Genomic DNA, 13,445 nt, shown 5'->3' with positions numbered 1-13,445 from the left:
AAGAAATGTAGAACCATTTCCAATATTCTATTAGTAGAGCCCCCACTGATAGTTAGCACACCTAATCGGGCATATACAAACAGTAAGACCCCCACCTCGGCTTTCTTTGAATCTCGAGATAGGGGTCTTACTGTGCCGCGGAGTAAATTAATCTTTCTTCAAATCCCTTACATTAGAGAGATATAAAGCAACAACTAAAATGAGAATAGAGCCTGCATATAATAATGTTTCAAATGGTTCTTCATGAGAAACAATAATTAATCGAATTAGGGCTGTAATTCCTATGTAAATAAAGTAACGTAACGGAAAATGATAATTCGATTTGAAATATTTAATAATCAATGCAATAAACTCAAAATATAAAAAGTAAACAATAATACTTTCAACTAGTTTATACGGTGTATATTTTTTTGATGAAAATACGTATTGTATAAATGTGAATGTTTCATTGATTAAAAAGATAGATAGAACAAGGGATAATATAATAAGAGCTATATTTAATATCCACTGTAAAATATCAGCAATGTAATGATCGATTTTAGATCTTTGCATTTCATCTAGCACTCCTCTATATATAAAAATTATGCTAATACATTATAGCAAAACCGCCTCACTATACAAAGGGTCATAATTTATTAATTACTATACAAAATTAATAAATTATTAATTGTACAATTGTTTAACTAACAACTCTTCCTTACAATTTTAAGAAGCATAAGCTCGCAAAAAATACATCTTATATATCAAGACTTGGATAGAAAAGATAAAATGAAACTTTAATTAGCCCTCCCCAATCGGGCTTTTACGGGCAGTTTATCTCCCACCTAACTTCTTTAGAAAAGCGGAAGCGGCTCGCTCAGAATCGCAGGACGTTGGAGCCCCCGACAGAGAGGTGCTTTTTGCCTCGTCCGAGGGGGCGAAACGACCGGAGATTCTAGCCGCTAGAGCTGGACAATGCTTTCACTGAATTTTGAGGTGGGAGCATTACTGCCCACGAATAGCGGGATAAAAATCATCACCATATCTCAAAAAAGAAATTAAAGTAATTATTGTAATAAATGTTCACCAAAAACTAATGTATAATAATGTGAATGATTTACAATTTTTTAAAGGGTTGTATGAAGATGATTTTTTGGAATATACCTTTGTATCATTAGCGAGAGGGGGAAATTATGTGAACTTTAATGTAAATGAAGCTGTTGAGATTCTTGATCGTACACCACAAACATTGGAGTATTTTTTGTCTGGTTTATCTGATGGATGGTTGCACTGCAATGAAGGGGAAGGAACATGGAATGTCTCTGAAGTGATTGAGCACCTCATTGAGGGGGAGAAAAACAATTGGATACCGCGACTAGAATTTATTCTCCAGGAAGGTGAAAGTAAACCTTTCCCTCATTTTGATCGTTTTTCCCACTTAAACAATAAATCTCAAGGATCTATTGAAGAAAAATTATTTGAGTTTAAAACAATTAGAAAACATAACATAACCAAACTTACATCACTTATTGATTCTGAATTACATCTTGAATTGACGGGATACCATCCTGCATTTGGTGTGGTGAAGGTAAGAGAATTGATTTCAACATGGGTTGTTCATGATTTAACACATATTTCTCAAATCGTTCGTGTTATGTCTGAAAGGTACAGAGAAGACGTTGGCCCATGGGATGCATATTTAAGTATATTAAAAAAGAAATAACAAAAATCATCGATTCCTGATACATTTCCATTAAAAATTGATTCAATTCTTTCGTGCGAAAAATAAGATCTTCTTCACCAAAGACACCTTCAGCAATGCGGCGAAAAAAAACGCTCCATCCCATGCTCTAATACATTCCCTCATACTCTTAACAGCGAAGAATCGTTCGAAATCATTCTACCAATATTACTGCCCGTTAATGCGGGATAAATCGTATTCTGTTCCTCACGTTCCATGAAGAAGGAGAAAAGGGGCATTAAAATTTTGCCCCTTTTGTTAATCTAGAACAGGAGTGTGATCAATCCACTGAATAAATTGTTGCAAATAACGCTGAAGATATCGCTTTGTTTTTTCGTCAGTAAGCACTTTTTGATCGGAATCAATCTTTTCATGTACTTGCGAAATCAGCATTTTTTGAAATGGAAGAACATGAACTTGCATGGCTTCTAGTATTTGTCTGATTTGCATTTGAGCAAAGGCGGTACCTAATCCGCCAGGAGTTGCTCCAATTAAGCCAACTGGTTTTCTACTAAGAACGGAGGATTTCGAAGGTCTTGATGCCCAGTCCAACGCATTTTTTAACGCACCCGGAATGCCGGAATTGTACTCTGGACTAACGATAATAATACCGTCAACTTCTTGAATAGATGACTTAAATGATGTTACTACTTCTGGATCTCCTCCTACTTCTAAATCTTCGTTAAATAGAGGAAGCTCTTTTATCTCGATCCAACGAAATTGGACAGAATCACTCATATCTGTCAATGATTGAGCAATGATTCGATTATAAGAATTTTTTCTTAAACTGCCGCAAATAAGGCCAATCGTTTTAGTCATTTAAATTACCCTCCTTGTTCGAAGTTACCTTTCATGATACTATACTCTATCAAATATGGGAAGGAGTGCTAAAAATGGAAGAAAAAAAGGTTACATGGTTAGAACTTTTTTATGACCTGTTATTTGTAGCAGGAGTTGCAACTACTACTCAAGTTCTAGTTCATGTTGAAAAAGGGTATATTCACCCAGAATATTTATTAAAGTTTGCTCTCATGTTTATTCCGATATGGTGGTCTTGGACTGGACAAACAATGTTTACGAATCGGTATGGGCAAGATTTTTTACATCAACGTATATTTATGATTCTTCAAATGTTGTTTGTTCTTATTATGACATCCAGCTTATCGGTAGATTTTGATCAATACTATCTCTCCTTCCTGATTGGTTATATTGGATTAAGAGCACTAACAGCTATCCAATATCTTGTTGTTCAAAAGATAGAAGAAGGTAATCGAAAAAAGGTGGCTCGCTTTTTAGGAAGAGGTTTTTGGCTTGGAATCATAATCTCATTTTTTTCTCTCTTTTTTGATTCATGGATTCGATACGCCTTGTTATATGCAGGAATTATTGTGGATATTATTGTACCTATTTTCGGACGCAAGTATTTGGTGAAAGCACCACCCAATACAGCTCATTTATTAGAACGGTTTGCTTTATTGACATTAATCCTTTTTGGAGAATCGGTCGTTAGCACCATTTCTGTGCTGCAACCGCAAAAAGGGGATTGGCATTCAATCTCCTTTTCGTTTATTTCATTTATCCTTATTATTTCTATGTGGTGGCAGTATTTTGATAATGTAGAAAAGAAAGTAGATAAATCAATCCAAACAGCCGGCCAAATCATTATTTACGGTCACCTGTTTATTTTAATGGCTTTGAGTATGATTGCCGCATCTATCAAGCTGCTGTTTTTACAAGAGGTTCGTTATTTGTTTATCTTGTATTTTGTATTCGGCTCTGTATTACTCTATTTCATTGCAACTTCTATTGTTTTTCATCAATACAGATATGAAAAACATCGTTTGAAATATTATCATTTAGGGCTATTTCTAGGGATTTTGGCCATCTTTTTTATTATTAATTTAATCATAGTAGTTCCGAACATTGTCATAATGGGAGAATTAACCCTGTTCTTTATCATCTACGCTAAATTAACAACTACTTAAATAGGATTCTGACGTTTTTATGAGGTTCATGAGGGAAAGAAAAATTTAGTTGGATAATCATATTTAAAGGGAGAAACAATGCAACTTTATTACAAATGGTTAAACTTTGTTTTAAAGATACAAATACACATTCTCTCCCCCACAACCCTTCCTTACAAATTTAAGACATAACACTTTGCCGTAAATAAAAGGAAGCATAATATTGCCGAAACGGCAAAGTTATGCTTCAAATCACACAATGTCACTTTACCCATAAGCTGGCCGTTAGTTTATGCGGAATTTTATACATATGGACTAAAGGCAATAAAGACAATGATTGCTTATAACCACTGATATAACGGGATGAATAAGAAACTGCATACATAGGTGAAGAGGATGCTTCATAGAATGTTAATAAGCCGGGGATTGTTGGTGAGGAAAACTTCTGATAATGAGACGTTATGTAAACATGACATATATAGAATATACATAAATACATTTTGTCGAAACTATTAAAAAGGGGAATTTCTCTATCTGAAGAACTAATAATTGTTGGCCAATATATAGAAATCTCAATCTAAACTAAGGGAGAACAAAATGGGACAAATAATTGTATCGATGTACCTCTCACTAGATGGTGTCATGGAGGAACCAGCTTGGACTGCTCCATACTTCAATGAAGAAGTAGCAAAGTTTCAATCCGATTTACTGTTTGAAAGTGAAGCTCTTCTACTAGGGCGAGTAACCTATCAAGGTTTTGCAGCTGCCTGGCCTTCTATGACTGATGAAGAGGGTTTTGCTGATAAGATGAACAGCATGCCTAAATTTGTTGCTTCAACAACTTTGGAAGAAACCGAATGGAATGCAAATCTTATCAAGGGTAATATTGTAGAAGAAATATCGAAACTGAAGGAACAGCCCGGTCAGAACCTTTTAATCTATGGCAGCAGTGATCTTACACAAACATTAATGCAACATGACCTCATTGATGAATATCACTTTATAGTCAATCCTGTTATCGTAGGGAGCGGAAAACGTCTCTTTAAAGACCGGAACAATACAAAAGCTTTAAAACTTATAGAAACAAGAACGACCAGTTCAGGGGTCGTTATTCTTTCCTATCAGCCGGAGAAAAAAGAATAATTATTGATAAATTATATAAACAAAAAAGCTCGTCAGAATAAATTCTGATGAGTTTTTTCATAAGATAATACATATATTAACTTCCGATAACGATAATTATGTATCCTACTAATGATGGCTTATTGAGCTATCTTTTTTTGTTGTGTGCATATTAGAAGCATAAGTTGGCCGCAAGCTAAAGGAAGCATAAGTTGACCAAAACGGCCATCTTATGCTTCTTGTTACATTTAACCAAAAACAGTCGTTTATGGTTAGATGAACTCCTCACAGCTATTTATGTGATGCCCATTTTTTAGATGTAATCAAAGGTAGAACAGTTGCATCATGAATTTGCCAAATTCCTTGTATCTGTTGTCCCATATGGAAGGATCTCGTATATTTTTGCAGCAAGTGCCTGGGGAGATTCCTTTGCCCCTCTTTTAATCCAATCGTTAACAATATTATAGATACCGCCTGCTAAAAACAGGATTTGCATTCTGCTTATGTCATGATTGCGCGTAATATCCGCTTGAAAGACCTTTTCCATTGTGTAATTCAAATAATCAAGCATCATACTAGATATATTTGCATCAATTAACTTTCCTGACGGCTTCTGTGCAGACACAAAGCCCTCTATAATATATTCAATAATTAGCTGCATACTTTCATACGGATCCAAACTATCAACCTCTTTCAAGAATTGTTGAACAATTTCATCCACAGATACTTGTACGACGTCGTAAACGTTGCGGTAGTATTTGTAGAATGTGACTCTGGCAACTCCAGCCTTTTTGCAAATAGCTGTTACGGTTATATCTTGCAGTTTATGTTCATGCAACAGTGCGCTCAATGCCTCCATAATGTATCTCTGAGAGTGTATACTGTCTTCTCTTGACTTCCTCAAAGCTAACACATCCCTTCATTCTGTTCGTTTTAAGTGCAAATTATCACATAGTGCTTGAAAGATGAAAATTCACTGTTATACTTACACATGTAAGTACAATTGTTAGTGTAGTGATAATGTCATTGTATAAAAGGCCATCATTGCTGTCAATGTGTACCATTTTCTTTGTTTCCTACTGGCAATTTTCCGCCATTTTGCAAGCTATAAATAGGTAGGGATATACCGATACAATTTACAATATACATTTTAAAATCCTTTTATATGAATAATATGTGATTTTGGTGTTTGTGCGTTTCTAGATTACAACGTAAGAACAAGACAAATTTTCAACGAGAGTAGGGTGAGATTTAATTGGCAAAATATCTTTATAAGTTAGGACATTGGGCAGTAAATCATAGGAAAAAGGTTGTATTCAGTGCACTCGCAATTCTTATTGCATTTGTGCTTATTGGAGTCAACATGGGTTCCTCTTTCAATGATGAGATGAGCATTCCGAATACACCGGCAGATAAAGCAGGAAAAGTAATTGAAAAAGAGTTTAAAGCGATGCAACCAGCAGGTGCACAAGTAAAAGTAGTATTTCAAGCACCAAAAAACGAAACCTTGGAGTCAGCGGAAGTACAACAGAAAATTGCAGAAGTTCTAGGTGAGATTAAAAAAGATTCAGCTGTTGATTCTGTGGCAGCACCGATGCAACTGCAGAACCTTAGTGAAAATAAGAAAATCGGATATGCAGTTGTTACGTACAAAGTGAAAGCGGAAAAGGTCACAGAAGCTTCTAAGGATAAGATTTTAGATAGTATTGAAACAACAAGAGATGCCGGCATTCAAACGGAGCTATCAGGAGGCGATATTAAGTTTTCCGACTCAGAGACTTCAGGTATGACTGAAATTGTTGGAGTACTTGTTGCCTTCGTAGTCCTGACATTTACTTTTGTGTCTTTTCTAGCAGCTGGACTGCCGATTCTCACTGCGATAATCGGATTAGCGATTGGAATGCTAGGAATCATGATTGGAACCAATTATGTGGAAATCCAATCTGTTTCCTTAACATTAGCTGCCATGCTGGGACTCGCAGTAGGCATTGACTATGCGCTTTTCATTATCAATCGCTTTAGACAGCAGCTCGCACAAGGAGATTCTGTTCCAGAATCTGTTGCCATTGCAACGGGAACAGCGGGAAGTGCCGTAATCTTTGCAGGATTAACTGTTATTATTGGTCTTTTGGGACTGTCTGTTACAAAGATTCCATTCCTAATAGCGATGGGCGTATCCGCTGCTTTTACTGTGTTCATAGCTGTGGTGGTTTCCGTCGTCATATTACCGGCCATATTAGGAATTATCGGCCATAAGATTGCCCCATCTAAACAAAATCGATTCTTGGAAAAGATGACTGGGGCAGGTAAGAAACGCACTGGTTCAAATAAATGGGGGGAATTTGTCGTAAGACGTCCTCTGGTTGTTTCGATTTTCGCAATCGGACTACTTGCAGTAATTACGATTCCATTTTTCCATATGAACCTTGGGCTGCTTTCTGATGGAACATCAAAGTCCACAGAAACGACAGAACGAAGAGCATATGATTTATTGACGGAAGCATATGGAGAAGGAATTCATGCCTCTTTAGCGGTAGTGGCAAAATCGGAGGAAGCAACAGCTGAAACGCAAAATGTTATGAACACCATTGCAAAAGAATTGGGTAACCTATCTGACGTGAAAAGTGTGACACCAGCTATCCCTGGTCCTTCTGGAAAGATTTATATGATTTCCGTCACACCAAAAACAGGACCTGACGATACAAAGACGAAGGATTTGGTAAATGCGATTCGGGACAAATCAAACCAGACCGAGAAAGAAAATGGAATTGAACTAATGGTAACGGGCACAGCAGCGATGAATATTGATATTGTGCAAAAGCTGAGTGATGCCTTGCCAGTTTTCGCTGCTCTTATTGTGGGACTCGCATATGTACTCTTAGTTCTAGTGTTTAGATCTCTACTCATTCCATTAAAAGCAGTATTAGGGTTTCTACTTTCTCTTGGTGCTACGTTGGGAGCCGTGGTATTTTTCGTGCAGGATGGGCATTTCCAAAATTTATTTGGTTTCCCAGCTGCCAGTCCAATCTTAGCTTTCTTGCCTGTTATTCTGATTGGCATCCTGTTCGGACTTGCCATGGACTATGAGGTGTTCCTAGTGAGCAAGATGCGGGAAGTATATACGCATACAGGCGACCCGAAGAGAGCTATTTTAGAAGGAATGCGAGAGAGCGGTAAAGTCGTAGTCTCAGCAGGATTAATTATGATGTCTGTATTTATTGGATTCATGTTGGCACCTGATAGCATCATTAAATCCATAGGCATGGCTCTTACATTCGGTGTTTTCTTCGACGCATTCATCGTGAGAATGACAATCGTACCTGCGGTCATGGCTCTCATGGGTAAGTCAGCCTGGTACTTGCCAAAATGGCTGGATAAAATTTTGCCTAACATTGATGTTGAAGGAGAAAGCATTATACATCACATGGAAAACAAAAGTGAAAAGATATATAAACAGAACAGTTAAAGTTAATTCATAGTTGTATTCATAAAAAAACCGCTTCCCTATAAAAGAGAAGCGGTTTTTTAGAGAAAGTATAGATCTCCTTCGCTAATTATGTAAATATATAAAAGGACATGATTGCTGTAAATGTGTGCCATTTCCTTTGTCTCCCATTGGGGATTTACCGCCATTTTTCAAGTTATAAATAGGGAGGGATATTCAGATACAATTTATATTAAACATTTTAAAATTGATTTTTTGTTATGGAGGAATATAAAAAAGTGAAAAAGAAACAACAAAAACAATCAACCTCTTGGCGTCCTAGAGGTTTTATTCAATGGTTTCTGACAGTTCTTACAGTACTAGCATTAGCTTTTATTGGTAGTTTGGCATATTATATTTGGAATCCATCAGATTTTAATGTCACATTAAGAATTTCTAATATAATGAGTCTTTTGGCAATGCTTGCATTGCAAATGCCAATGTTTTTAGTAATTCTAACATTATTTATAATTGTGCTATTAATATTAGCTATATGGAAAAAAGCTTTAATCGCTCGAGCATTGTTGATTCCTCAATTATTACTAGTATTATTTTTAATAATAGAGCCAATTACTCAGACGTTAAACTATGCTAAAAACGAGAATGTTTCCGTTTCGCTTAGTTCTCATTTTTTTGGTAAGACAGAGATAACATCAAAAGTCACACAGGACGTTGTATACGGTACAACCTCTGATGGTGTGGAATTAAAGCTTGATGTGTGGCCAGCTCATGGAGACTCAAAAAAATCACTTCACCCCGCTGTTATCATGTTACATGGAGGCGGCTGGGTTGAGGGTGATAAAGGTGGTTCACCTCATTGGTATCAAAGACTTAGTGAATTAGGATATACTGTTTTTGATGTACAATATCGTATGCCACCTCATGCGGGATGGAAAGATGAAGTAGGTGATGTAAAATCAGCAATAGGATGGGTAGTAGAACATGCGGATACTTACAAAATTGATCCTAAAAAAATAAATGTAATGGGGCAATCAGCAGGGGGGAATCTAGCTATGCTAGCCGCCTATAGTATGGGGGATGAACAGTTACCACCTTCTACTAGCGTTTCACCGGTACCTATTAACTCTGTGATTAATATATACGGTCCGTCTGATATGACAGAGTTTTACAAGAATAAACGAAGTCCTGACTACGCGGAAGATGTATTGAAAAAGTATATAAAGGGTACACCTTCACAATTCCCTGATCGTTACAAAATACTCTCTCCGATCAGTTACATTAATGAAAATACACCTCCTACTATTTCATTTTATGGAACAAGTGACCGAGTTGTCCCAGATGAACAAGGTAAATCTTTAGACAGGAAGCTGAGAGAAAATAACGTTTCACATGAATTCTATCTTCTTCCAGGAGCTGATCACGTTTTTGATGTAAAACCAGGTAGCTTGAATACGCAATTTGCTTTTGAAAAAGTAAAAGCCTTTCTTCAAAAATACAATTAATAAATATAGGTAAAAACAATTTAAGAAGGTTTGTTTGCATCATTGTAAAATATAAAAATAAATGAAACACGCATTTTGAAAAAACTTAATCAAAATGCGTGTTTTTAGTATAAATCTAGTAATTTTATCAATGGGTACAAATTGTACTTTTAAATTGTGGAAATTCAATGAATATCATATACACGTAAGGTGGTCATTTCCCTGTCAAGTAGACAATAATAAAGATACGGTTTAAAATCTTTTATTTTTGGAAGCATAAGTTTGCCGCAAACAAAAAGAACCATAAGCTTGCCGTTCCGGCAAACTTATGGTTCATATTACACAAAATAAAAAAACCACCAAATATGTATTGGTGGAGACGGTGGGAGTCGAACCCACGTCCAAAAGTATCGGCACTTAAGCTTCTACGAGTGTAGTCGATATATTAGCATTTCGCAAATTCTTCGGCCTATCGACAGGCTTCCGAATTGCTAGTCTGGTTGTTCTCTTCCTTTGTCCTCAGACGGTGAACTCCGGCGTAGCCCACTTAGAGTGAGTCCGCTACCCTACCACATGGGCGATGGAGGGGCGAACCGCTAAAAGCTGTTATTAAGCAGCTAAAGCGAAGTTGTTTTGTTGTTTGCCAGTTATAGGCTTTGACGTTTTAACGAGGCCGATCCCCTCGACTCGCAACCTAAGCTCGAACTACCCCTGTCGAATCCGTAACGTCCCCATATAAGAAATGGAGCATACGAAGTATATTCGTGATAGCTGCTATTGAGCTGTTTTTCAATGTTCAACTGGTCTTACATTTGTTATTATAGCATACGTTCGCTATTTTGCAATTGTAAATTTTTGTATTATGCTTTTTGACGATCACGGAATGCACGTGCAATTTCGCGCTTTGCTTCCTTTTCTTTTAAATCGTGGCGCTTATCATATTGCTTTTTACCTTTACCTAAACCAAGTTCCATTTTCGCAAATCCATTTTTTAAATAAATTTTAAGCGGCACAAGCGTATAGCCTGTTTCTTTTGTATATCCAATAAGCTTTAAAATTTCTCTTTTATGAAGAAGTAACTTTCTTGTACGAAGCGGATCATGGTTAAAACGATTACCTTGTTCATATGGACTAATATGCATATTATGTACCCATACTTCACCATTTTGCACACGCGCAAAGGCATCTTTTAAGTTTACACGACCTGCACGAATTGCCTTAATTTCCGTTCCTTGAAGGACAAGACCTGCTTCGTATGTTTCTTCAATAAAATAATCATGATATGCTTTTTTATTTTGTGCGATGACTTTTCCTTGACCTTTTGGCATCTCGATTGACGCCTCCCTTCATTTTTACCATTGTAGCAAAATATGAAGAAAGAAGCCATATATGGCTTCTTTCTTACTTACGTTTTTTCTTTTTCTTCTTAAAGTTCGGTGCATTTTCAAAGAATGCCTTTTTCTTTTTAACACCATTTCGTTTTCCATTTCCATTTCGGTTTGACTCGTTGTCTTGTCCACCGCGATTATTTTCACGGCCGCCACGTTTTCTTCTATTTCCTTTTGGCTGCTCAATGACAACAGGACGATCTTTTCGTTGTCGCTTCACATTGCCTTTCATACCGACAATTTCAAAGTCAATCGCACGCTCATCTTTGTTTACATTCACAACGCGAATCGTAATTTCATCGCCAATACGGAAGACGTTTCCTGTACGTTCGCCAATCATCGCAAAATGATGTTCGTCATAACGATAATAATCATCCGTTAAATAGCTGACATGAACAAGACCTTCAATTGTATTTGGAAGCTCTACGAACAAACCGAAGTTTGTTACAGAACTAATCATACCATCGTATTCTTCACCAATTTTATCAAGCATGTACTCTGCTTTTTTCAGTTCATCCGTTTCACGCTCTGCTTCAACAGCACGGCGCTCCATGTTGGAAGAATGCTCGGCAATATCCGGTAAGTTTTCACGCCACTTCGCTTGTGTTTCACTATCGATTTTTCCGTTAATGAGATACGTGCGAATCAATCTGTGCACAATTAAATCTGGGTAACGGCGAATTGGTGATGTGAAATGTGTATAAAACTCTGTAGATAAACCAAAATGGCCGATACTCTCTGCATCATAACGAGCTTGCTTCATGGAACGAAGCATAACTGTCGAAATGACAATCTCTTCCGGCTGACCTTGTACCATTTCAAGAATTTGTTGAAGCGCACGCGGATGTACTTCGTTCCCACGACCTTTTACCGCATAACCGAAGTTTGTAATAAACTCAAAGAAACGCTCTAATTTATCTTCTTTTGGATCTTCGTGAACACGGTACATAAACGGTACGTTCATCCAGTGAAAATGCTCAGCGACTGTTTCGTTTGCTACAAGCATAAATTCCTCGATTAACTTCTCAGCTACAGAACGATCACGCAAAATCACATCAGTCGGCTTTCCTTCTTCATCCACTAGCACTTTTGCTTCTTTGAAGTCAAAATCAATTGCCCCGCGGCGCATACGCTTTTCACGTAAAATGGCAGCCAATTTCCCCATCTCTTGGAACATTGGTACTAACGGCTCATAACGCGCCATTAATTCTTCATCTTCATCATCTAAAATGTGCTTCACATCAGAGTATGTCATACGCTCCGTCGTTTTAATAACGCTTTGGAAAATTTCATGACTCACTACTTCCCCTTGATCATTAATTTCCATTTCACAAGATAATGTTAAACGATCTACTTTTGGATTTAATGAACAAATTCCGTTAGACAAACGATGCGGAATCATCGGAATTACGCGGTCTACAAGATAAATACTCGTTCCTCGTTCAGCTGCTTCGCGGTCAATTGCAGATCCTTCCGTAACATAATGACTTACATCCGCAATGTGTACACCGAGCTTGTAGTTACCATTCTCAAGCTTCGTTACTGTAACCGCATCATCTAAGTCTTTCGCATCCGCACCATCAATTGTAACAATTGTTTGGTCTCGTAAATCACGGCGCCCTTGTAAATCGTTCTCATCAATTGTTTCTGGTACACTGTTCGCATGCTCCATTACATCTGCCGGAAACGCAAGCGGTAAGTTATGCTTATGGATAACTGATAAAATATCAACGCCTGGGTCGTTTTTATGACCAAGAATTTGAATAACTTCTCCTTCTGCACTTAAACGATCTTGCGGATAGCTCGTAATTTTAACAACGACTTTATGTCCTTCTACTGCACCCATAGAAGCATTTTTTGGAACGAAAATATCGCTCGCCCATCGCTTATTGTCAGGGAGAACAAATCCAAAATTTTTCGATTCTGTATATGTACCAACTAATTCTTTTGTTCCGCGTTCTATAATCCGAACAATTGTCCCTTCCTTGCGTGAACCGCTTGATTCCGAACTAATACGTGCTAATACTGTATCACCGTGCAGTGCACCCTTTAATTCTGTTGGCGGAATAAAAATATCATCTAACCCTTTTTCCTCAGGTACGACAAACGCAAATCCACGGGCATGTCCAATTAGTTTACCGCGCACTAAGTTCATCTTTTCTGGAAGACCATAGCGGTTACTTCTTGTTCGAACAACAAGCCCTTTTTCCTCCATAATGACAAGTGCTTTCACAAACTCTTTAAAATCCGCTGCATCTTCAATGCCAAATGCTTCTTCTAATTCTTGCACAGTAAGCGGCTTATATGCTTCTTCTTTCATAAACG

The 13,445-nt window shown here is 37.2% G+C and carries 10 protein-coding genes, 1 other RNA gene and 1 pseudogene; 5 read left to right on the top strand and 7 right to left on the bottom strand.

Annotation, left to right across the window (positions count from 1 at the left end; all coding sequences use genetic code 11):
• Positions 1-147 precede the first annotated feature (147 nt).
• Positions 148-552, bottom strand: a complete 405-nt coding sequence (gene psiE / locus ACTDJC_RS06880) for a phosphate-starvation-inducible protein PsiE (protein WP_440602969.1) — start codon at positions 550-552, stop codon at positions 148-150.
• Positions 553-1,174: 622 nt separating this feature from the next.
• Here psiE and ACTDJC_RS06875 point away from each other — a divergent pair.
• Positions 1,175-1,702 carry a DinB family protein gene (locus ACTDJC_RS06875; RefSeq protein ID WP_440602968.1) on the top strand — a complete coding sequence of 176 codons (528 nt, stop codon included), beginning with the start codon at positions 1,175-1,177 and terminating at the stop codon, positions 1,700-1,702.
• A 25-nt stretch (positions 1,703-1,727) separates the two neighbouring features.
• Here the strand turns inward: ACTDJC_RS06875 and ACTDJC_RS06870 are convergent.
• Positions 1,728-1,860, bottom strand: a pseudogene (locus ACTDJC_RS06870) (carboxylesterase); the annotation flags it as partial.
• A gap of 118 nt (positions 1,861-1,978) precedes the next feature.
• Positions 1,979-2,539, bottom strand: a complete 561-nt coding sequence (locus tag ACTDJC_RS06865) for an NADPH-dependent FMN reductase (RefSeq protein WP_440602967.1) — start codon at positions 2,537-2,539, stop codon at positions 1,979-1,981.
• Between the two features lie 74 nt (positions 2,540-2,613).
• On the opposite strand from ACTDJC_RS06865, the gene ACTDJC_RS06860 reads away from it, so the two are divergent.
• Both ACTDJC_RS06860 and ACTDJC_RS06855 read left to right on the top strand, forming a co-directional pair.
• A complete protein-coding gene (locus ACTDJC_RS06860; protein WP_440602966.1) occupies positions 2,614-3,705 on the top strand; it encodes a low temperature requirement protein A in 1,092 nt (363 codons plus the stop codon).
• Between the two features lie 576 nt (positions 3,706-4,281).
• Positions 4,282-4,827: a dihydrofolate reductase family protein gene (locus tag ACTDJC_RS06855; RefSeq protein WP_429706960.1), complete on the top strand. Its 546-nt coding sequence runs from the start codon at positions 4,282-4,284 to the stop codon at positions 4,825-4,827.
• A gap of 322 nt (positions 4,828-5,149) precedes the next feature.
• On the opposite strand, the gene ACTDJC_RS06850 is transcribed toward ACTDJC_RS06855, so the two are convergent.
• Positions 5,150-5,665, bottom strand: coding sequence for a TetR/AcrR family transcriptional regulator (locus tag ACTDJC_RS06850; protein ID WP_043935894.1), 516 nt, complete (start codon positions 5,663-5,665; stop codon positions 5,150-5,152).
• 396 nt (positions 5,666-6,061) lie between these two features.
• Here ACTDJC_RS06850 and ACTDJC_RS06845 point away from each other — a divergent pair, with 396 nt between their 5' ends.
• Both ACTDJC_RS06845 and ACTDJC_RS06840 read left to right on the top strand, forming a co-directional pair.
• Positions 6,062-8,272 carry an MMPL family transporter gene (locus ACTDJC_RS06845; protein ID WP_440602965.1) on the top strand — a complete coding sequence of 737 codons (2,211 nt, stop codon included), beginning with the start codon at positions 6,062-6,064 and terminating at the stop codon, positions 8,270-8,272.
• Positions 8,273-8,529: 257 nt separating this feature from the next.
• Positions 8,530-9,753: an alpha/beta hydrolase fold domain-containing protein gene (locus ACTDJC_RS06840; protein ID WP_440602964.1), complete on the top strand. Its 1,224-nt coding sequence runs from the start codon at positions 8,530-8,532 to the stop codon at positions 9,751-9,753.
• A 350-nt stretch (positions 9,754-10,103) separates the two neighbouring features.
• On the opposite strand, the gene ssrA is transcribed toward ACTDJC_RS06840, so the two are convergent.
• The 3 genes from ssrA to rnr all read right to left on the bottom strand — a co-directional run bounded on the left by ssrA (position 10,104) and on the right by rnr (position 13,440).
• Positions 10,104-10,465: a transfer-messenger RNA gene (ssrA, locus tag ACTDJC_RS06835) on the bottom strand.
• A 127-nt stretch (positions 10,466-10,592) separates the two neighbouring features.
• The gene (gene smpB / locus ACTDJC_RS06830; RefSeq protein WP_098308470.1) at positions 10,593-11,060 is read right to left on the bottom strand and encodes an SsrA-binding protein SmpB; all 468 of its coding nucleotides are present in this window, start codon (positions 11,058-11,060) and stop codon (positions 10,593-10,595) included.
• A gap of 73 nt (positions 11,061-11,133) precedes the next feature.
• On the bottom strand, positions 11,134-13,440 hold the full coding sequence (gene rnr / locus ACTDJC_RS06825; RefSeq protein ID WP_440603057.1) for a ribonuclease R: 2,307 nt from the start codon (positions 13,438-13,440) through the stop codon (positions 11,134-11,136).
• Between the last annotated feature and the right edge of the window lie 5 nt (positions 13,441-13,445).

This window comes from Bacillus sp. GB_SG_008 (assembly GCF_052038115.1).
Classification (GTDB): Bacteria; Bacillota; Bacilli; order Bacillales; family Bacillaceae_G; genus Bacillus_A; species Bacillus_A rhizoplanae.
The sequence above is the reverse complement of the archived record's forward strand: the minus strand, read 5'-3'. Positions and strand labels throughout refer to the sequence as shown.

Bases quoted from the DNA above. Each gene is read 5' to 3' on its own strand.
- smpB (WP_098308470.1), bottom strand. From the start codon at position 11,060: ATGCCAAAAGGTCAAGGAAAAGTCATCGCACAAAATAAAAAAGCATAT.
- ACTDJC_RS06865 (WP_440602967.1), bottom strand. From the start codon at position 2,539: ATGACTAAAACGATTGGCCTTATTTGCGGCAGTTTAAGAAAAAATTCT.
- ACTDJC_RS06860 (WP_440602966.1), top strand. From the start codon at position 2,614: ATGGAAGAAAAAAAGGTTACATGGTTAGAACTTTTTTATGACCTGTTA.
- psiE (WP_440602969.1), bottom strand. From the start codon at position 552: ATGCAAAGATCTAAAATCGATCATTACATTGCTGATATTTTACAGTGG.
- rnr (WP_440603057.1), bottom strand. From the start codon at position 13,440: ATGAAAGAAGAAGCATATAAGCCGCTTACTGTGCAAGAATTAGAAGAA.
- ACTDJC_RS06850 (WP_043935894.1), bottom strand. From the start codon at position 5,665: ATGGAGGCATTGAGCGCACTGTTGCATGAACATAAACTGCAAGATATA.
- ACTDJC_RS06855 (WP_429706960.1), top strand. From the start codon at position 4,282: ATGGGACAAATAATTGTATCGATGTACCTCTCACTAGATGGTGTCATG.